Consider the following 19,151-nt stretch of genomic DNA (forward strand, 5'->3'; position numbering starts at 1 on the left):
CGATCCAGCTCTAGCGCTGGACCATCGACCTCGGCACGGGACGTGTCGGCGAGGTGCAGCTCGGCGACCGGCCGGGGGAGTTCCCGCGGTCGATGATCGCCTGGCCGGCCTGAACTCTCGCTACGTTCCATTCGACTCTACGGTAATTGATTGGCCGACTCTGGATTCTTCTCGTAACATTTTTCCCCAATCGACTGTGGAGGTAAGTAGGAATGAAGAAGATGGCAGGCGTCCTCGTCGGAGCTGTCGGTATCGCGGCGTTCGTGGCTTCGCCGGCGCACGCGGTGGAGTGGCCGAGCTGGCCAGGGGAGGTGGAGAACTCCGCCGGAGACGAGGGAAACTTCCAGAGTGACGGCGACTGGGTCGGCACCCTCGACTGGAGGTTCGACGGCAAGAGTGCGGTGACGCGCTGGGAGACCGACTACGGCCGCTCTGGTGCGTGCGTGGACTCGAACGGTGCCCAGAACGGTGAGACGGCCTGCAACTATGACATGGCTGAGACCGGATACATCCGGATCATGGTCTGCGAGAAGGACCTGAGCGCGGGCGGCGGATACACCACTTGCTCGGCTTGGAGTCAGTGGCTCTCGATTAGCGACGGTGTACCGAAGTAGTGGGACCAATGCCGACGTCGCGCCTCCGACCTGGCTCCCCTCTCACGCTCCCTCGGCGCGAGGCGGTAGGAGGGACGCTGAGGGCGAGGCGGTCGAAGGCTAGGCCGGTCAGGAGAGGGACGAGGGTGTCGACCTGGTCGTCGGTGGCTTCGGGATGAACGGCGCAGCACCGAGTTTATGGTTCCTGGGCGATGAGATGGCAGCGGCCTAGGTCATGCCGGGCGGCAATGATCGGTGCTCATGGCAACACTCACCCGACCCGTCGGTGCGTCCGCGAATTCCCGTGAGCAGTTAGTTCTGGGCGTCGCCGCTCGACCGATTGAGGACATTGCACCGGCTTTGATGCAAAGGGGAGGGCGCCGTCCGGGGGGAGCCCACGGCAGTTCGCCCGCGAGGGTTACGGATCTGGCTCAGGTTGCGGATCAGGCCTTCGCGGGGTGGCCGGGCGATGCTGTGGGTGATTTCGACGGTGCCGGCGTCGAGGTCGATCTGGTGCCAGAGGACGGCGAGGGCTTCACCGATCCGGACGCCGGTTCCGAGCATGAATGTGACCAGGTCGGGAAGGTCGGCCTCGACCGGTTGTTCGTCGGCGGTCAGGCTCTTCTGCAGGAGGGTGACTTCTGCCGCAGTGAGTGCTCTGGGTGGGTTCTTCGGCCTGGCTTCGATGGCGTCGACTTCGCGGACGGGGTTGACGGTGATAGCGCCGTACCGGACGGCAAGGTTCATCGCGCCCGAGATGACGGCACGGCAGGTTCCGGCGGTGGGGGCGCCGGCGTGATCCTTGATGTTGGTGAGGACAGTGTCGAGGCGCTGGGTGATGGCTTCACCGATGTGGAGTTCGCCGATGGCGGGGCGGAGATTGTTCTTGAGGGCGCGCCGGTAGGTGGCTAGTTGTCGCCCGCCGGAGAGGCGCCCCGATGATGCCGACTATCTGACCTATCCCTCCTTCGCTGGCGTGGCTGAGCGCCTCGTCGTTGCGGCGTTGTCTCTTGTGGGGAGGACGTGTTTCAGAAGGCTTTGGCGACTGGGATGACTTCCGAGCCGATATGTTCCAGTACGTCGAGGCGTGGGACCTGCGGGACCATGCCGATGGCCGCGCTGAAGCCGAGGCCGTGGAGGCGGCCGAGTTCGTCGATCAGTTCGCTGGTCTTCTCGCCGTTCTCGCCGGTGTCGATCAGGTGATAGACGGTCTTGGTGATGTCGTCGTAGTCGCGGCCCTCGTTCTCGCAGTGCTTTTTGAGGACGTCGAGTTTGTGTTCGAGATCGGGCGTGTTGAAGACGTTGCACGCCTGTGCGTACTTGGCGACCAGGCGCAGCGTCTTCTTCTCGCCACCACCGCCGACCATGATCGGCGGGTGCGGCTTGCTGAGTGCTTGGGGGACGTTCATGAGCCGTTCGGCCTGGTAGTGCTGTCCGTTGAACGGGCCGTCGTTGTCGGACCACATTTGCAGCAGGTACTGGAGTGTCTCTTCCAGCCGCTCGAATCGCTCGGCGACCGGCGGGAACGGGAAGCCGAGACCGCGCGATTCTTCTTCGTTCCAGCCGGCGCCGAGCCCGATCATGCCGCGGCCGCCGGACAGTACGTCGAGCGTGGTCATCGCCTTCGCGAGCAGGCCCGGATGCCGGTAGTGCACGCCAGTGATGACGGTGAGCAGTTTGGCGCGTTCGCTGTGAGCGGCCAGGAATCCAAGCGTCGTGTATGCCTCGAGCATGTCGTGCTCTGCTGGCCCGACACCGCGGATCTGGAAGAAGTGATCCATCACCGCCAAGTAGCCGAAGCCGGCCTGGTCGGCCGTCCGGGCGACTGCTGCGAGCTCCGGGCCGAGCGCGGCCGCGCCGTTCGGCCAGGTGAAGTCAGGAATCTGCAGACCGAGTTCCATCCGGGGGTCTCCTTCCGATGAGCCACCGAGCTGATGTGCTCTCCACCTAACACCCACACCTGACCTCGTTCAATCGACGGCCGTCCATCAGGCGAGGGCACAACGGTCTTCCGCGCTCGCGACGAGAAGGTGGTCGGCTACGCCGAGACGGGTTCGGTCGAACAGCTTGAGGGTGGAGCTGGGCGACGCCCGCAGCACCCATTGCCGCGACCCCTGCTCGACTTCCGTCGTCGCGGTGACCTGCGGGACCAGTGGAACCAGGCCTTGGCCAGCGCGGTCTGGACCAGGTCCTCGGCGAGCGCGTGGTCGCGGGTCAGCAGGTACGCCGAAGATCGGATCGTCGAGACGGATGCCGGCGGCGTGCCTGGCACGAAGCATGGAAACTGCCCAGCGGGGCAGGCTGAGGACGCGCTCGCCGGCTCGTGTCTTGGTGGCCTTGCGGAGGAGGTCTTCGCCAGGGATGCGGGATGGTGTGGGTGATTTCGACGGTGCCGGCTTCGAGGTCGACCTGGGACCAGAGGACGGCGAGGGTTTCGCCGATGCGGACGCCGGTGCCGATCACGAAGGTGACCAGGTCGGGGAGATCGGCCTGGATGGCCCGTTCGTCGGCGGCCAGGCTCGTTCTCAGGAGGCTGAGTTCCACCGGTTGGTCTTGGCACGATCCTGGAGCTTCTTGAGTAGGTTGCGCTCGGCGGCTGTCTTGGTCTTGCCGACGGCGGTCACCGGGCGCACGTGACCGTCGTGGTCGCGGATCCTGGCCTTCGACAGGCAGGTGACAGGCTTGCCCTTTGCGTCGGTCTTCTCAACCCGGGTGGAGATGCTTCCCCAGGTTCCGATAGGCAGCGGCGGTCTCGACATGTCAAGCCTCCAACCTGTGTGATGGTTGGCTGCTCAACGCTGGACGGGGTGCCGAATCGGGAAGGTCGGCAATGATGCGAAGCGTTGTGATGTGACGCACAGTCACGATCAGCTGAAGGTCGGAGATACCGCCTGAGTGATGCCCGCAGAGGGATCGTGGCAGCTCCGCCGGAAGCGTCGAACCGGCAAAGTGGTCAGTTTGTGGTTTCGTGCCGAACACAACGAAGCCCAAGACACTCGCGTGACCTGGGCTTTTGTGCGCCGCCAGGGACTCGAACCCCGAACCCGCTGATTTGCGGGAGAGACTGATCGTCGATTGCCGATGATGAGCGCAATCGCTTGCTGGTAAGGGATTCGACGGTTCTGCTGATCGCGTAGGTTCTCATCGCTGATCATCCTCTCGCGCTGATTGAGGTGCGTAAAAGAGGTGCGTTGAAGACCTGCGGCTGACTGTGTGGCCATCGAGGCGAGATCTGACACCGCACCACTGACGGTGGTGACCGCGACCTCGAGACTGGCCAATTGACGGCTGCAGGACTGACTGCGGGGACGGTCGCGACGCAGACCGAGGTGGGCCCCGAGACGTGTCGAAACCGATGGACGTGGTGATCTGAAGTTCACGCCTTGCGTGGTGACGACTTGCAGGCCGAGTCCGGCGACCTCATTGTTGCGGCCACCAGGCTCGGGATCGTCGGGCCCTGGTTTCACTCGCGCGCTGTCAACGGCGGGGTGGGTTCTGGTCAAACTTCGCCTGCCGTTGACACCCCATCGGCGGATCGAGGATAAGGAACCCCCGTGACCCAGCCGCCCAGATTTGCGGGCTGCTCGGTGGTCGAAACCAGCCTGGCCGCGTCGCCCACCGCGATGGTGCCCGGCCTGATTGTCCAGCAGTTCAGAGCGAGCCTGCCTCCGAACGAACGCCTGATGCGGCGGAAGACGTCCAGGTCCTGGGCGCCGGTGTCAGGGTCGATGGTGGTGACGATGCAGCGCTGTCGGACGGAGTGCACGCCGATCAGCGTGTCGCCGATAGCAATTGCGTTCCCCGGCCAGGTAGCTTCGGCCTCCTCAGGTACACCGCTGATGAGCAGGTTTGGCCGCAGCCGGCGCACGTCGTACCCAAGAGCGCGGACGGCGCCATCGGTGGCGACCAGGAGGTTGAGTACGTCGAACCGTTCGGGGCCGTCGTACCGAGTGAGCACTGCATCTGCACCGGCGTGCTCGCGCACGAGTCGGCCGGCAGTATCGGTGTGCCACGGGTGACCTGCGATCAGTGGAACACCATCGGGACCTGTGTGAGTAGGTAGCGTGAGTAACCCGTGCCGAGTCCGGCCGGTGAGCACACCGTGGTCACCGCGTACATGTACGAGCCTGTCGCCGGCGACACCGTCATCGGTGAGTTGGATCGATTGCATCGGTTCGCCCGCCAGCGACTTGACCGGGTAACGCCACAGACCAGAGATCTGCACGGGTCCTCACTCCTTCGCTTCAAGGGTCATTGCAGTGGAATCGGCAGGTCGTGTTCGTCTGCTGCTCGTGGGCCGGTGATGCGCCGATCCGTGCCGCTGATCGGGACGTCGTTGATGCTGGCTTCCCGACTGCTCATGAGGCCATCCGGAGCGAACTCCCAGTTCTCGTTGCCGTAGCTGCGCCACCATTGACCGGACTCGTCGCGCCATTCGTACTGGAACCGCACCGCGATTCGGTCCGCGGTAAAACTCCACAGACTCTTGCGTAGCGCGTAGTCCTGCTCGCGCTGCCACTTCCGCGTGAGAAACGCAACGATCTCCTCCCGCCCGGTGACGAACTCTGACCGGTTACGCCACCGACAGTCCGGCGTGTAGGCCGCGGCGACCCGCTGTGGGTCTCGGCTGTTCCACGCATCTTCGGCGGCCTGCACTTTCGCGCGTGCAGTGAGTTCGTCGAAGGGTGGTGCGAGTGGCGGGATGGCGGTGCTCATACCTCGACGACCGGGAAGTCGATGTCGACGTCGGCTGCCTTGTTGAAGTAGTTGGTGAGAACGTTCAGGGCGACGTGCCCGATCGTCTCGGCGATCTCCTCGTAGGTCGCACCAGCCGAACGAACCGCTTCGAGGTCCGCCTCACTCACCTCGCCCCGGTTGTCGTTCACTGCGGTGGCGAAGGTGAGCAGTGCGGTGGTCTTCGGATCGTTGGAGTCCGACTTGCGTGCGGATGCGATCTCCGCGGCGCCGAGGCCACCGACATGCTCGGCGAGATAGCTGTGTGCCGACAGGCAATATCCACAGGAGTTGCCCTGAGCAACTGCCAGGGCGATGCGTTCCCGGGTGGCCACCGGGAGCACCCCCGTGCCGAGTGCCCCGGACAACTCGAGGTACCCCTTCAGTAGTGCCGGGCTGTTCGCCATCGCCTTCGTCATGTTGGGGGTCACGCCGAGGCTCTTCCGTACGGCGGCGAGCAGGCCGGCGGCGGGTTCTGTCGCTGCGTTCGGGTCGATCAGGGGCAAGCCGGTCATCTGAGATCCTTAGGGTTTCTAACGTCAAAAGTGGCTGAGTGCCGTTAGAAGCGTAGCTGTTCGGTGTAATGGTTGCAAGCGGATGGTACCGTTAGAAATGTGGCTAGAGCAGAACCGTCCGTCGGCGTACCGGTGGCCTGGGCGACTCCGGGCGAACCTGTGCCGGTTCGGTTGATGAACACGATTTGGGCCGATCGTGGCGGCGTGCACGATGCCCTGAGCAATCGTGGCCAGCTCGGTGACTGGCTGCGGGTCGTCGGCCTCACCGCCACGCCGGTCACCGTCACGAAAGACGACCTCGTGATCGGCCTGCGGCTGCGTGACGCGTTACGCCGGCTGGCGGCTCTGCTGACCGAGGACGATCGTCCGGCGGCCGTCTCTGCCATCCCTGACGTGAGCACCGCGATCAATGAGATCAACACGATCGCCAGCAGTACGGCAGGTCCCAGGCTTCAGCTCCGCCACGGAGTACTCGAGCAGGACACCTCGCCAGTCGGGCGACCGGTGCCCGCGGCGCTGGCGGCTGTCGCAAGCGAGTCGATCGACCTGCTCACCGACACCACGGCACCACTGCTGCGTGCCTGCCACGCGCCCGGCTGCGTGCTCTATTTCGTCAAGGATCATCCGCGGCGGGAATGGTGCTCGGCTGCCTGTGGCAATCGAGCACGGGCCGCACGGCACTACGCCAGGCACTCCGGCCACACGTCGGCGACGGATCCAAAGCTCAGTCGACCGACGCCGCGATAGGTCAGTTCGCCGCCCTCGCGTCGGTCCTCTGTGCCTGATGCGTGGCTGCGCCCGCGGGCAAGTGCCATGTCGAGGCTGATTCCCGGCGCGCATCGGCGTCGGCGCCTTCGCCTCATGCATAAGGGAAAGGTAATCGCACTGGGCTAGACGGTCCGCCGTGCCTCGGCTTGGCTGGACCAATCAGTCCAGACGGGACTGGTGAGCTGTCTCCGAGGAGAGAAGCGATGAATCCAGTACTCCGGTGGCCAACTGGTCGCCGTGCACGGAAAACGGCGATGACCATGGCGCTGGTGGTGCCGCTGGCCGTCGGTGGCGGCGCGGTCGCCGCTACGCACACGCAGGCGCAGGCGGCCGAGACCTCAGCGTCCAGCTTCCCGGGCCAGAAGAGCGGTCTGCTGCCGGCCGAGAAACTCACCATCCGCAGCGCGCTGCAGGTGGATCTGACCCGTGAGACGGTCCGTTTGCCGTTGTTCAAGGCAACGGTCAAAGGCGAAACCGTGTGGTATGTCATCACCGAGGCGTCTGATCCGGGCATCGCCGCCGATCTGGATGTGAACCACGCCGCCAAGCTGAACAACGTGGGGATCGGGTGCGCCACCTGCGTGCAGACAGCGACTGTCGTGGCACCGACTCCCGAGGAGAACCGGTTCGGTACGGCGGTCATCGACCGGCCCGGCGCGCCGGACTTCAGCCCGACCCGGGTCCTGGTACCTGGGCCGGACGGGTTCCCGCCGGCGAAGGCCCAGCCGGGGGGCGTTGGTGACGCCGACTACAGCCCGTTCATCCGGCTGGCCGGCTCGCCGGTCGTCTACAACGCACCCATCGTCGCCACCGGCGACGGTCCGTTCGACGTGGTCCACCACACCAACACCGAGGACCGCGTCCTGGGCATCCACATCGCGCCGCCCGCGGGGCCCGGCAAGTTCAATCAGTCGTGGGTCGACCTGCTGCTGGTGAAGGGATTCGACGCGGGTCAGCCCATCCTCTACATCAGCACCGAGTCGAACGACCCTGGCACCGCCACCCTCGAGCGTGCCACCTATGTGCCGGCGCTCTCGCAGATCGCCTACAACGGCGGCGACGACGCGCTCGGGTCGGCCCGGGAGCGGATCTTCCCGTTCCTCAACGGACAGACCGGAGCGAACAACCCGCAGGCGCAGGGCATCGCGCACCTGATCCTCGACGGCCACGCCAACGAGGACGCCTCGGTCGGCAACACAGCACTCATCGACGCACTCCGCAACGGCGGTGACGCGCTCAACGTCCAGGGCGACTTCCCAACCTTGGCGGACCCGCGACATGCGGAGGCGTACAGCCCGATCTGGGAGGCCCAGTTCGGGCAATGGACCGACAAGGCCATCAGGCTCGGGCTGAACAAGCGGCAGATCGACGAGAACCAGATCTTCAACCTGGCTGCCAGCCGACCCGACCTCATCACCGGGCCTGGCGGCGCGCCGTACGGCGCCCAGGGCGTGATCATCAACTGCCCGGTCATCGGCTTCATCGACGAGGCACCGACCGACAACCTTGCGACACCTTTGCCCGATTCGCAGCACTGAACCAGTTGACGCGGTGGGGCGCCCAGCCGGGCGCCCCACCGCCTTGACTAAGAAGGGATTCACGGATGACCGGACTGGCCAACGGCTGAGTCTTCCCGGCCCTGGACTCGCCCGCGTCGGCAGCGGCACCTTGCGCCTTCCCGATGATCTGACCGGCTCGTGGGCATCCGTACTCACCTACCGCAGCCGAGACCAAGACGCTGCTCCCGGTCATCGAGTCGGTCGTGACCGCCCACCAGCTTCTCGATGTCACCGTGGTCGCCGATGCCGGGATCTCAGCAGGCAACGACGTTGCACCGGTCACGGCCGTGGCCGCATCCAGGATCCGGCTGAGAGCGAAGGTCACTACAGGGAAGGCCTGGCCGGTGGCGGTTCGTCCGAACCCGGGCCGCGGTCGGCGGCACGAGATTCAACTCGATAGCGACCCGGGGGCTGGGTTCGAGTACGGGAGAACGCACGCGAGAACGCGTACACCGAGGTGTAACCGACGGATTTCGCGACCTGCTCGATCGGGTCGTCGGTGTCACGAAGTCTGCGGGCGGCGAGATCCATTCTCCAGCGTGTGAGATAGGCCGATGGCGTGTCACCAACGAGCGCTGGGAAGCGTCTGGCCAGTGTTGCTCGGGAGACTGCCACCTCGTCCGCAAGCGAGTCGATGGTCCACGGACGTGCAGGGTCGCTGTGGAGCGCTGAGAGCGCGGCCGCGATGACGGGATCGCCGAGCGCCCGAAACAACGACGCGGAGGATCGGACCGACTCCGTGTCGATCCAGGCGCGAAGGAGGTGGATCAGCAAGACGTCGACGAGTCGGTCGAGCACCGTCGCCGCGCCCAGTTGACGGTGAGTGAGTTCGTTGCCGAGCAGCCGTAGGGTGTCGTCGAGCGCGGCGCCGCCTGTCCCGGCGGGGACATGCACGAGGTCTGGCAGCAACGTGAGTAGCGGCGTCGCAACGGCAGGGTCGTGTCTGTAAGAGGCACAGAGAATCCGGGTGCGCCCGGGCCGGCTTCCGACCTGCAACACACCGTCGTCTGCGAGCGCCTGTTCGGCCGCCAGATGGTCGAACGGCTCGAGGACGACGTCCTGTTCGCTGGACAGTGCATGCGGCGTTCCGGTCGGCAGCAACACAACGTCGCCTGGCATGAGTCGCACGTCGGGCCGGCCGGGCAACCGAAGCCACGCAGTCCCGGCGGTGATCGCGTGGAAGGCGGCACCGGGTATGCGATCGAGTTCGAGCCCCCACGGTTCGCTGGCGTGTACCGATGCCGCCACGGTGCCGCGTACGCCGGCGGCAGCCAGCACCTCAGCCAACAGGTCCATACATTCGATGCTATCCATTGTGTGCGCGAGTCGATCCACGGTGAGACGAATGGGCAAGATATTGCGAGTATCAAGCATCGATCCGCGTACGTAGGACGCAATACGGTCTACTCGTTCATTTGCTCGAAGGAGAGATCATTGTGAAAATCGACGAAAGCACAGCTCTGGTCACCGGGGCCAACCGCGGCTTGGGGGCCTGCTTCGTAGCCGAGTTACTGGCCGGCGGAGCCACGAAGGTGTACGCCACTGCGCGGAATCCGCAGACCATCGACCCGGCCGTCGCGGGCGATCCGCGGGTACGCATCCTTGCCGTGGACGTTACCGACCAGGCGAGCGTCGACGCGGCCGCGTCTGCTGCGTCCGATGTCAACCTGCTCATCAACAACGCCGGCGTTCTCGGATTCGGCGGTCCGTTGGAAGGCGATATCGACCTCTTCGGGCGCGACATGCACACCAACTACCTCGGTACCGTCCGTGTCAGCCGGGCGTTCGTCCCTGTACTGGAGTCGAACGGCCCGGCTGTGATCGCCAATGTGCTGACGCTGATCGCCCTGGCTCCGGTAGGACCGATGGCCGGATACTCGGCGTCGAAGGCCGCCGCGCACTCATTCACCCAGGCTCTGCGCGCCGAGGTTCGCAACCGCGGTATCACGGTTGTCGGAGCGTACCCGGGCGGAATCGACACGGACATGCTGGCAGGTGTCGCTGCCGACAAGGCCGCCCCCGAAGAGGTCGCACGCAGAATCGTTGCCGGGATCGCAGCCGGCGACACCGTGGTCTGGCCGGATGACGCTTCGGAAGGCGCCGGGAAGGTGTACCTCGGCGATCCGATCCAGCTCGAGCGGATGCTGGCCGGCTGAGCTGATTCCTGACCGGCGCTGGTGGGGCGGGGATGTCGAGCGCCGCGCACGTCGTCCATCACGACCGCCCCGAGTTCGCCGGCAATCAATTCCTTCATCAGTTTCGACCCGTTGAGCCGACCGCCGCTCAGTGGTTCGCGGGTCGACAACTCCTGACGTGATCCAGTGCCATATCCAGGGCCAGCTCGAGCGGCTGGACCCCGTGAGTGGCCTGGGACAGCAGTAACCCTCCCTGGAGCGCGGCCATCACCGCGGTCGCGAGCAGTTGCGGGTCGGCGTCCGCGGACAGCTCACCGTCGGCACGCATCGCGGTGAACCCGTCGAACAGGTACTTCTCCCACTCGGCGAAGCAGTCGGCGAGCACGCGACGAGCCGGCTCCGAGCGGTCGGCAAGCTCGCTCGACAGCGAGCCGAGCGGGCACCCGCCCACGCCACCTGTGGCACGGGTGGCCTCGACGACGTGATCGCGCCAACGCTGCAGGCCGTCCCACGACCACACTTCGCGCAACTGCGTCTCCTGCCCGGCGATGACCTTGGCGAGCTGGGTGCGGATCACCTCCAGCACGAGCGCGTCCTTGTCGGCGAAGTAGTGGTAGAGCTGCGACTTGCTCGTGCCGGTGGCCGCCATGATGTCGTCGAGGCTGGTGCCGCCAACGCCGCGCTCGTAGATGAGTTCCGCCGCACCGGCGACGATCCGCGCTCGTGTCACGGCGCCGCGTGCGGTGAGGCGGGGCGCATCGGCGCGGAGCTTCGTAGGCATCCTCGAATCGTAATCCCAATTGGACTTGATAGTCCAATTCGATTCCATCAAGGTGGACCAGTTGGTCCATTTCATTGGAGTTCAGAGAGGAATCCCGTGTCTCGTTTGCACAACGGCCAGCAGTTCCCGTCCCTGTCGCTTCCGGCGGTGGGTGGCGGCTCAATCGGCCTCCCGGATGATCTCGCCGGCTCGTTCGGCATCGTCTTGATCTACCGCGGATCGTGGTGCCCGTACTGCAACGCCCAGCTCGCCGCGTTCTCGCGCGCGTCGGAGACCCTCGCCGAGCTGAACGCCAAGGTTGTCGCGCTCTCCGTCGACGACGAGGCGACCAGCGCCGATCTCGTCGAGAAGCACAAGCTGAGGTTCCCCGTCGCCCACAGCGCCGACGTGGACAAGGTGTCGGAGGCAACCGGTGCGTCTGTCAGCGCCGATCGAAGTTACCTGCAGTCGTCCGGCTTCGTACTCAATCCACAGGGCGAGGTCATTACGGCGGTGTATTCCAGCGAGGCGATCGGACGGCTGGTCGCGGACGACGTTGTCGGATTCCTCCGCTACATCAAGGCACACGAGGGCTGACGTGGCCAACCATGAGCGGCGCCGAGCTCTCGTCCTCGTGGCCCTCGCGGCCGTGCTGGCCAATGCGTCCTGGTTCAGCGCGACGGCGATCGTGCCGGCTCTCGAGGACGACTGGCACTTGACGTCAACCGGCGCCGCGTGGCTGGTCATCGTCGTTCAGGTCGGCTTCGTGATCGGCAGCGTGGGCGGGGCGGTGCTCAACCTGCCCGACCGGCTGCAGGCGCGCTGGCTGATCGCCGGATCTGCGGTCGTGGCAGGCGTGTCGAACGTAGGGTTGCTGATGGCCCACGGCCTCGCGCTCGCTTTGCCGATCCGTTTTCTGGTCGGCGTCGCGCTCGCCGGAGTCTACGCCCCGGCGGTGCGGCTGGTCGCCACGCACTTCGAGCGCGGACGCGGCGTGGCGACCGGCGTGGTCGTAGGCGCGCTGACCCTCGGCTCAGGGACGCCACACCTGGTGCGCGGTCTCGGCCACATCCCCTGGCAGTCGACGATCGGGGTTACGTCCGGCCTCGCCGTCTTGGGGGCCGTGTCGGTCTGGACGGTGCGCCCGGGACCGGTGGCGGTTCCCACGCCTCCGCTCGACGTCGGCGCTGCGGCACGGGCACTGGCCCGCGAGCAGCCGTTGCCGTTGGCCACGATGGGATACCTCGGTCACATGTGGGAGCTGTACGCGCTGTGGAGCTGGTTGTCGGCGTTCTTCGTCGCGGCGCAGGTGCATTCGAACCCTGGCTCGCTCGAGACCGGTACGGTGACGTTCCTGGCGATCGGGGTGGCCGGCCTTCTCGGAGCCGTTGTGGCCGGACGATTGGCCGACCGGCTGGGACGCACCGCGATCACCAGCGCGGCGATGCTGCTCAGCGCGGCCTGCTGCCTGGTCAGCCCGCTGATCTACGGGGCCGCGCTTCCCATACTCGTGGCGACGATGCTCGTCTGGGGCGCCGCCGTGATCGCCGACTCCGCGCAGTTCTCGGCCGCGGTGACCGAACTGGCCGAGCCGCGTTACGCGGGGTCGGTGCTCGCTCTGCAGCTCGCGCTCGGGTTCACGCTCACCATCGTCAGCATCCGGCTCGTCCCGGTCGCCGTCGATGTCGTCGGCTGGCGGTACGCGCTGTTGCCGCTGGCCATCGGGCCACTGCTCGGGACGGTCGCGATGCTGCGGTTACGCAGGCTCCCCGCCGCGCTCGCCCTCGCAGATGGCCGGCGCTGACGGCCAATCGCTCCGGCGGACCCTACATGCCGCGATCAGCCTGTTAGTCGCCCCCACGCATTATCGGTGGCCGCTGGTAAGACGAGCGGCACTGACGTGGCGGGCGACGAGAGGAGCCATCAGGGATGATGCAGCCAATCTGAATCAAGCGGCCTGTGACCGCTCGACTGTCGGCACCCCGTTGAGTGGTCGTGCGTAACGTCATGAACTCTCAAAGATCGCTCAATACAAGCGAAATGTTCCAGGACGCTTGTCCAACGAGATCATCCTCATCAGAACTGATGATTGGTATATAGGGGTCTCGGGCGGACGCCGGAAAGGTTCACTGATGGAGGTCTGGGCTGATCCACTCAGTGCCTCGGCCTGGCTTCGGTACGGCGGCCCGGCCCGGTCCCGGGTCGAGGAGCGGTGCGCGCTGGTTGCTGAGCGCCTGATCGACTTGGCCACCGGAGGGACATCGGTGGAGTCCGACTGATCGTCTAGTGGTCGAGTTGGAGGTGCCGCCAGGACGACAGGGTCAGGGCGACGCTGACTGCTACGACTGGTAGCACGAGAGTGAGTTGGACGGGGGTGACGGTGATGTCGCTGTTGATCGCCCACAACGCGGGTGCGGCGAACGGGAACCAGCCGCCGGCTCCGGAAATGACACTCACCTGGGACAGGACGAGGATGGCGATCGTGGTTCCGATTCCGGCGAGCACCGAGCGGCCGAGGGTTGCTGCCCACGCCGCGGGAGTCGCGAGGACGATGGTGAAGACGGAGAGACCGAACTGCCGGGCCATGGATGGTACGACATCGGCGGGGATGGCGCCGAGTCCGCTGGCCAGGCCGAGGACGATCAGGGTGAACAGTAGGGCGGCAGCGGTGACGAGTCCCCACGCCAGGTAGACGACGAGCTTCGCGGCCGCGATCGTGGGCCGGGAGACCGGGATCGCGAACAGGCCGGTGATGGTGCCGTCGGCGAATTCACGGCTGAACAGCCAGCTCAGTACGACGCCGTACCCGACGAACCCTGCTGCGCCGGTCACCTGGATGGCGACAGTGATGTAGCCGGCCCAACCGCCGGGATCGATGAGTGGCCCGAGCTTGGCGGCCAGTTGGGGATCGTCGGTGTGGACTGCCAGCAGCATCGCTGCGCAGATGAGGGAGATCCCGAGCACCACAAGGACCGTGGTGACTCGCACCACGGTCGCGTGCACGAGTTTGGCGAACTCGGTGACGAGGCCGGTGATCATGCGGCCACGTCGTCACTGTGTACGAGGTCGAAGAAGGCGCGCTCGATGTCGACACCGTGGGGATCGAGAGTTCCGATGATCCGGCCGGCATTCAGGACCGAGATGCGACCGGCGATGCGCGCGACCTCGTCGAGATGATGGCTGCTGACCAGTACGGCGGCACCGGCCTCGACCCGACGCAGGAGTGCTTCCCGGAGGAGGATCACGCCGGATGGGTCGAGGCTGTTGGTGGGTTCGTCGAGCACGATGAAGCGCGGGTCGTGCTGCAGTGCCGAGGCGAGGCCGAGGCGTTGGCGGTTGCCGAGTGACAGCTTGCCGGCGCGGCGATCTGCGTACTGCGTCAGACGGAGTTCGGCGATCGCTGCTTCGACCATGTTCATGATGGCGGCCGGCGTGACCCCGCGCAGCCTGGCGCCGAGGGCGAGGTTCTGCTTGCAGGTTAGCTCCCGGTAGGCCAGCGGGTAGTCGACCAGGTGCCCGACCGCCGTCCAGTCGGTGTGCTCCAGGTTTTGGCCGGCGATGGTGATCGTGCCGGTGGCCGGCTTGAGCATGCCCAGGAGGAGGCGCATCAGTGTGGTTTTTCCGGCACCGTTCAACCCGACCAGCGCATGGACCTCACCTGCCGCGACCCAGATGTCCACGCCCCGGATACCGGTGCCGTCGTCGAACGTACGGGCCAGATCTCGTGCCTCGACCGCGTGCTCAGCCACTCCGATCCTCCAAGAGATCCAGGGCGGTCTCGATCGCCTCTCCGAGAGCATCGTCGTCGGTCAGGCTCCACTCGAGCAGGGCCGTGTTGAGTGCGCCCATCACCGCTCCCGCCGCGATCAACGCTTCCTGCCGGCTGGTCGTACCCCGGGTCAGAGCATCGGCGATCACTGCTTCGGTCGCGGCCGTCCCGCCGGCGATGCTCGCTCGCAGCGCCGGGGTCTGGGCGACGATGCGAAGCCGCACCCTCACCTCCTCCACCGACGGCGGCGGAAGCTGACGCCACGCCGAACGGACTCCCCGGGCCGCGCGGGTGATCGGATCAAGACCAACCGGCTGCCGGCGGATCGCCGCACCGATGACCGGATCGTAGGGATCGTCCACCAGCAGACTCGCCTTGGCACGGAAATGCCGGAAGAACGTCATCTCCGTGACCCCGGCCCGGGCGGCGATCTCGCTCACGCTCGTTCCGTCGTACCCGTGCTTGGCGAACAACTCCAGAGCCGCCGTCAGCAGCCGGTCCCGCGTCCGATCCGCCCGTGAACCCACCTCCAAATGTTAGCCACTAACATTCGCCGCCGACAAGGACGGGATGAGTTGGCATTCTCGCCTTGGCCTGGACGGAGCCTAGCCAGGCACTGACCAGATGGTTAGTATGGTGACCATGCGGTCAGTCGATGATCTAACGGCGCGAGCACGGATTCGTGATCAGGCGCTGGGGTTGTTCGCGGCTCGTGGTGCGGATGCGGTGAGCGTGCGAGACATAGCGGCCGCCGCGGGTGTTTCGCACGCGCTGGTGCTTCATCACTACGGTTCCAAGCAGCGGCTGCGTGAGGTGGTCGATGAGTACGTCGCGGGCGTATTCGACGAGATGTTCGCGGCGGTGGCGGCCGATCCGGGTGACTTCTCGGGCGGGTCGTCGGCGAGTTTCGCGGAGTTGATGCTAGCCGCGGTTCCGCCGGGGTCGCCGATTCCGGCGTACCTGCGGCGGTTGCTGTTGAACGGTGACGCGGCCGGGCAGGTCCTGTTCCGGCAGTTGTTCGACGCCGGTGTGGTGATGATCGAGCAGTTGACGGCCGCCGGATCTATGCGCGGGTCGGCCGATGTCGCGGTACGGGCCGCGTTCTTGACGGTCAACGATCTGGCGATGGTGCTGTTGCGCGACCAGCTCACGGCGGTGCTGGGAGTTGACCCGTTGAGTCCGGACGGGATGCGGCGTTGGGCGGCCGAGGTGGTCACCGCCTACACCGAGGGAGTGTTCACTGGGGAGGTGTCATGACTACGGAGATGTCGAAGCTGGTCGAGACGGGGACCGGGGTGAGACTGCGTGGTGTCACGAAGACCTACGGCCGTGGCGATGCCGAGGTGTACGCGTTGCGTGGTGTCGATGTGGACGTCGAGCCGGGCGATCTCGTGGTCGTGGCGGGGCCGAGCGGGTCGGGCAAGACGACCTTGGTCAACATCATCGGCGGTATCGAGTCGGCCACGTCGGGCGAGGTGGTCGTGGCCGGCGAGGAGATCTCGCAGCGGAGTCTGGCGCGGTTGTCGGATTTCCGTCGCGACCATGTGGGCTTCGTGTTCCAGTTCTTCAATCTGATCCCGACGCTGACGGCTCGGGAGAACGTCGAGGTGATCATCGAGCTGACTGGGCGAGGGGACAAGGAGCGTGTGCCTGGCCTGCTCGGCGAGGTCGGTCTCGAGGGTCGGATGGATCATTTCCCGGCGCAGCTGTCGGGTGGTCAGCAGCAGCGGGTCGCGCTGGCGCGGGCGCTGGCGACGGAGCCCGATCTGCTGCTGGCCGACGAGCCGACCGGTGCGCTCGATCTGGCGACCGGCCGTCAGATCCTGCAGTTGCTCCAGCGGCTGAACCGCGATGGGTTGACGATCGTCATGGTCACGCACAACCTGTCCGTCGCGCAGATCGCTACCCGGGTGGTCACGGTCGTGGACGGCCGGATCGATTCGGTACGGCGCAATCCGCGGCCGGCCGATGCGGCCGATGTGGCGTGGTGATCGGCATGCGCGCGATCACCCGCAAGACGCTGCGTGATCTTCGCCGGCAGCGGGCTCAGGCTGTTGCGGTCGGGGTAACGGTGCTTCTCGGGGTCATGTTGTTCATCGCGAGTGCGGGGGCATTCCGGAATCTCGGTGACTCCTACCAGCGAACCTACGAGCGGTTGCGATTCGCGGACCTGATCGCGACGGGTGGCGACCCGGACAAGGTCGCGGCCGCGGCTCGCGATGCCGGCGCGGTCGGCGTGACGGTTCGAACGCAGGTCGATCCGCCGATGCTCATCGATGGCACCAAGCTGATCGGCCGGGTCGTCGGCCTGCCGATCGGCGGCCAGCCGGCCGTCGATGCGGTCGATCTGGACCACGGCACCTACCTGGGGGCCGACGACCCTGATGGCGTTCTGATCGAGAAACACGCCGCCGATACCTATGGCCTCGCTCCCGGTGACGCCCTGCAGGTGTACGCCGGGGCCGGGTGGCAGATCCTCAAGGTGCGGGGGATCGTCCGGTCGGCGGAGTACCTGTGGCCGGCACGGAACAGGCAGGATGTGCTCGGGGATCCGCATGCGTTCGCAGTCGTGTTCGCGGACGAGGATCTTGTACGGCGCCTGAACGGCGGCGTGCCGAACCAGGTTCTCCTTCGGCTCCCTGCTGACGCCGACGAGGGCGCGGTCGCTGCAGCACTGCGGACCGCGGGAGCCGCCGATGTCACCACCCAGGCCGACCAGGCGTCCAACGCGACATTGCACGAGGATTTGAACGGCTTCTCGGAGTTGTCTGTCGCGTTCCCGCTCTTGTTCCTGACGGCTGCGGCGGTCGCGGCGTACGTTTTGCTCGCGCGGAAGGTGCTCGCCGAGCGGTCCGTGATCGGGACTCTGATGGCCGCCGGTGCCAGACGCGGCCGGCTGGTCCGCCACTATCTCCAGCAGGGCCTGCTCATCGGACTCTTCGGCGGCCTGTGCGGCGCAGCGCTCGGTACGGCGCTGACCGGCGCGCTGACTCGCGGCTACACCGGCGCTCTGGGGATCCCTGACACGGTGACGCGTTCCGTCCACGGCGACCTGATTGCGATGGGAGTCGCTTTCGCTGCGCTGATCGGGCTCGTCGGTGCGGCCGTTCCGGCAGTCACCGCGGCGCGGACCGTCCCGGCCGAGGCGATGCGCAACGAGACGGCGAGTCGACCGCCGGGACGATGGAGTCACCTGGTTGCCGGGGCGCGCTGGCTTCCGGTGGCCGCGCGGATGGCGCTGCGCGACGTGAGTCGGAATCTGCGTCGCACATTGGCCACGATGCTCGGCGTCGTACTGGCGCTGATCCTGGTGCTGACGTCGATCGGCATGCTGACCAGCCTGTCGGATGCGATCAGCCGTCAGTACGGCCAGATCGAGCGGCAGGATGCGACGGTCACTGTCGCGGCCGGGTCGGGGGATCGGCTGAGCTCGGTTCCTGGAGTGTCGGCTGCGGAGCCGATCCGCGTGGGCCGGGTCACGGCGGTTCTGGGGGACCGGAGCTACGCCACCACGTTGACGGGGTTTCGAACCGACACTCAGATGCACCGCTTCGTGTCTGTCGATCGCAAGGCGATCAGCCTTCCAGATAACGGCTTCCTGGCTGGGAGTCGGCTTGCCGATTCGCTACACGTCAAGGTCGGCCAGGTGGTGACGCTGACCACCGCACAGGCGTCGACCGGCCTTCGTTTGGTGGGTCTCTTGGACGAGCCGGTCGGCACCGCGATCTACACCAGCGAATCGGAGGCGGCCCGGTTACTTCCGGACTCGGCCGTCAGCACGTATCTGGTCCGCTTCGGGTCGGGGGTGGATCGCGACGCGATGCGACGCACCATGACGGCTCTCCCCGGGGTCGTGGCGTACGCCGATGCCACCGCGGTGACCGCCTCGCTCGACCAGTTCCTGGGGCTGTTCTGGGCGTTCGTCGGGACGATGGTGGTGCTCGGCGCCATCCTCGCGGCGATGATCATGTACGTGACGCTTGCCGTCAACATCGTTGAGCGCACCAACGAACTCGCGACGTTGCGTGCGGCCGGAGTGCCGATGCGGCGGGTGGCCGGCACGATCGCGACCGAGAACCTGGCCGCGACCACCCTCGGGCTTCCGATCGGTGTCGCCGCAGGCCTGTTGGCAGCCAGAGGGTTCCTCGGGTCGTTCAGCAGCGACCTGTTCACCTTCCGCCTCACCTTCGACTGGTGGGTCGTTCCCGCGGCGGTTGTCGCCGTACTGGCGGCCGCGACCTTGTCCCAGTGGCCGGCCGTCCGCGCCGTACGCCGCCTCGACATCGCCCGCGTCGTACGAGAGCGATCCCGTTGACGT

Annotated in this window: 21 protein-coding genes and 1 pseudogene; 11 read left to right on the top strand and 11 right to left on the bottom strand. The window is 66.3% G+C overall.

Going from position 1 to position 19,151, the window contains the following annotated elements; all coding sequences use genetic code 11:
- Positions 1 to 212 precede the first annotated feature (212 nt).
- Together OG558_RS22190 and OG558_RS22195 are read left to right on the top strand one after the other, a co-directional pair.
- Positions 213 to 614 carry a hypothetical protein gene (locus tag OG558_RS22190; RefSeq protein ID WP_329474852.1) on the top strand — a complete coding sequence of 134 codons (402 nt, stop codon included), beginning with the start codon at positions 213 to 215 and terminating at the stop codon, positions 612 to 614.
- Positions 615 to 1,067: 453 nt separating this feature from the next.
- Positions 1,068 to 1,505 (top strand): hypothetical protein, encoded by a 438-nt coding sequence (locus tag OG558_RS22195; protein ID WP_405072001.1) that lies wholly within the window; start codon positions 1,068 to 1,070, stop codon positions 1,503 to 1,505.
- A 116-nt stretch (positions 1,506 to 1,621) separates the two neighbouring features.
- Here OG558_RS22195 and OG558_RS22200 read toward each other — a convergent pair whose 3' ends face one another.
- The 6 genes and pseudogenes from OG558_RS22200 to OG558_RS22225 all read right to left on the bottom strand — a co-directional run bounded on the left by OG558_RS22200 (position 1,622) and on the right by OG558_RS22225 (position 5,842).
- Positions 1,622 to 2,494, bottom strand: coding sequence for an LLM class F420-dependent oxidoreductase (locus tag OG558_RS22200; RefSeq protein ID WP_405072002.1), 873 nt, complete (start codon positions 2,492 to 2,494; stop codon positions 1,622 to 1,624).
- A gap of 624 nt (positions 2,495 to 3,118) precedes the next feature.
- Positions 3,119 to 3,352: a hypothetical protein gene (locus OG558_RS22205; RefSeq protein WP_405072003.1), complete on the bottom strand. Its 234-nt coding sequence runs from the start codon at positions 3,350 to 3,352 to the stop codon at positions 3,119 to 3,121.
- Positions 3,353 to 4,092: 740 nt separating this feature from the next.
- Positions 4,093 to 4,551: an MOSC domain-containing protein gene (locus tag OG558_RS22210; RefSeq protein ID WP_405072191.1), complete on the bottom strand. Its 459-nt coding sequence runs from the start codon at positions 4,549 to 4,551 to the stop codon at positions 4,093 to 4,095.
- Positions 4,552 to 4,683: 132 nt separating this feature from the next.
- A pseudogene (locus OG558_RS22215) lies at positions 4,684 to 4,818 on the bottom strand (MOSC N-terminal beta barrel domain-containing protein); the annotation flags it as partial.
- Positions 4,819 to 4,844: 26 nt separating this feature from the next.
- The gene (locus OG558_RS22220; RefSeq protein ID WP_405072004.1) at positions 4,845 to 5,309 is read right to left on the bottom strand and encodes a nuclear transport factor 2 family protein; all 465 of its coding nucleotides are present in this window, start codon (positions 5,307 to 5,309) and stop codon (positions 4,845 to 4,847) included.
- Positions 5,306 to 5,842, bottom strand: coding sequence for a carboxymuconolactone decarboxylase family protein (locus OG558_RS22225; protein ID WP_405072005.1), 537 nt, complete (start codon positions 5,840 to 5,842; stop codon positions 5,306 to 5,308). The genes OG558_RS22220 and OG558_RS22225 overlap by 4 nt, the downstream gene beginning before the upstream one ends.
- Before the next feature lie 99 nt (positions 5,843 to 5,941).
- On the opposite strand from OG558_RS22225, the gene OG558_RS22230 reads away from it, so the two are divergent.
- Positions 5,942 to 6,589 (top strand): ABATE domain-containing protein, encoded by a 648-nt coding sequence (locus OG558_RS22230; RefSeq protein WP_405072006.1) that lies wholly within the window; start codon positions 5,942 to 5,944, stop codon positions 6,587 to 6,589.
- A 275-nt stretch (positions 6,590 to 6,864) separates the two neighbouring features.
- Positions 6,865 to 8,148, top strand: coding sequence for a hypothetical protein (locus OG558_RS22235; RefSeq protein WP_405072007.1), 1,284 nt, complete (start codon positions 6,865 to 6,867; stop codon positions 8,146 to 8,148).
- A gap of 345 nt (positions 8,149 to 8,493) precedes the next feature.
- Here the strand turns inward: OG558_RS22235 and OG558_RS22240 are convergent, their stop codons facing one another.
- Complete coding sequence (locus OG558_RS22240) at positions 8,494 to 9,543, bottom strand: AraC family transcriptional regulator (protein ID WP_329474890.1); 1,050 nt, start codon at positions 9,541 to 9,543, stop codon at positions 8,494 to 8,496.
- A 62-nt stretch (positions 9,544 to 9,605) separates the two neighbouring features.
- Between OG558_RS22240 and OG558_RS22245 the strand changes: the two genes are divergently transcribed.
- Positions 9,606 to 10,325 carry an SDR family NAD(P)-dependent oxidoreductase gene (locus OG558_RS22245; protein ID WP_405072008.1) on the top strand — a complete coding sequence of 240 codons (720 nt, stop codon included), beginning with the start codon at positions 9,606 to 9,608 and terminating at the stop codon, positions 10,323 to 10,325.
- A 127-nt stretch (positions 10,326 to 10,452) separates the two neighbouring features.
- On the opposite strand, the gene OG558_RS22250 is transcribed toward OG558_RS22245, so the two are convergent.
- Positions 10,453 to 11,085: a TetR/AcrR family transcriptional regulator gene (locus OG558_RS22250; RefSeq protein WP_405072009.1), complete on the bottom strand. Its 633-nt coding sequence runs from the start codon at positions 11,083 to 11,085 to the stop codon at positions 10,453 to 10,455.
- A 96-nt stretch (positions 11,086 to 11,181) separates the two neighbouring features.
- Between OG558_RS22250 and OG558_RS22255 the strand changes: the two genes are divergently transcribed.
- From OG558_RS22255 to OG558_RS22265, 3 genes are all read left to right on the top strand, one after another.
- Positions 11,182 to 11,661 (top strand): peroxiredoxin family protein, encoded by a 480-nt coding sequence (locus OG558_RS22255; RefSeq protein WP_405072010.1) that lies wholly within the window; start codon positions 11,182 to 11,184, stop codon positions 11,659 to 11,661.
- A 1-nt stretch (position 11,662) separates the two neighbouring features.
- Positions 11,663 to 12,868: an MFS transporter gene (locus OG558_RS22260; protein WP_405072011.1), complete on the top strand. Its 1,206-nt coding sequence runs from the start codon at positions 11,663 to 11,665 to the stop codon at positions 12,866 to 12,868.
- A 328-nt stretch (positions 12,869 to 13,196) separates the two neighbouring features.
- Complete coding sequence (locus OG558_RS22265) at positions 13,197 to 13,343, top strand: hypothetical protein (RefSeq protein ID WP_405072012.1); 147 nt, start codon at positions 13,197 to 13,199, stop codon at positions 13,341 to 13,343.
- A 4-nt stretch (positions 13,344 to 13,347) separates the two neighbouring features.
- Here the strand turns inward: OG558_RS22265 and OG558_RS22270 are convergent, their stop codons facing one another.
- From OG558_RS22270 to OG558_RS22280, 3 genes are read right to left on the bottom strand one after another with little or no spacing between them, the layout of a single operon-like run.
- A complete protein-coding gene (locus OG558_RS22270) occupies positions 13,348 to 14,103 on the bottom strand; it encodes an ABC transporter permease (RefSeq protein ID WP_405072013.1) in 756 nt (251 codons plus the stop codon).
- Positions 14,100 to 14,813, bottom strand: a complete 714-nt coding sequence (locus OG558_RS22275; protein ID WP_405072014.1) for an ABC transporter ATP-binding protein — start codon at positions 14,811 to 14,813, stop codon at positions 14,100 to 14,102. Before OG558_RS22275 ends, OG558_RS22270 begins: the two co-directional genes overlap by 4 nt.
- Positions 14,806 to 15,360: a TetR family transcriptional regulator gene (locus tag OG558_RS22280; RefSeq protein WP_329474897.1), complete on the bottom strand. Its 555-nt coding sequence runs from the start codon at positions 15,358 to 15,360 to the stop codon at positions 14,806 to 14,808. The genes OG558_RS22275 and OG558_RS22280 overlap by 8 nt, the downstream gene beginning before the upstream one ends.
- A 115-nt stretch (positions 15,361 to 15,475) precedes the next feature.
- On the opposite strand from OG558_RS22280, the gene OG558_RS22285 reads away from it, so the two are divergent.
- From OG558_RS22285 to OG558_RS22295, 3 genes are read left to right on the top strand one after another with little or no spacing between them, the layout of a single operon-like run.
- On the top strand, positions 15,476 to 16,090 hold the full coding sequence (locus OG558_RS22285) for a TetR/AcrR family transcriptional regulator (RefSeq protein WP_405072015.1): 615 nt from the start codon (positions 15,476 to 15,478) through the stop codon (positions 16,088 to 16,090).
- Entirely contained in the window at positions 16,087 to 16,824 is a 738-nt protein-coding gene (locus tag OG558_RS22290) for an ABC transporter ATP-binding protein (RefSeq protein WP_405072016.1), read from the top strand. Before OG558_RS22285 ends, OG558_RS22290 begins: the two co-directional genes overlap by 4 nt.
- A gap of 5 nt (positions 16,825 to 16,829) precedes the next feature.
- Positions 16,830 to 19,148, top strand: a complete 2,319-nt coding sequence (locus tag OG558_RS22295; protein WP_405072017.1) for an ABC transporter permease — start codon at positions 16,830 to 16,832, stop codon at positions 19,146 to 19,148.
- Positions 19,149 to 19,151: the final 3 nt, after the last annotated feature.

The sequence above is a fragment of the Kribbella sp. NBC_01510 genome (assembly GCF_045040325.1).
In the GTDB taxonomy this organism is placed as follows: domain Bacteria; phylum Actinomycetota; class Actinomycetes; order Propionibacteriales; family Kribbellaceae; genus Kribbella.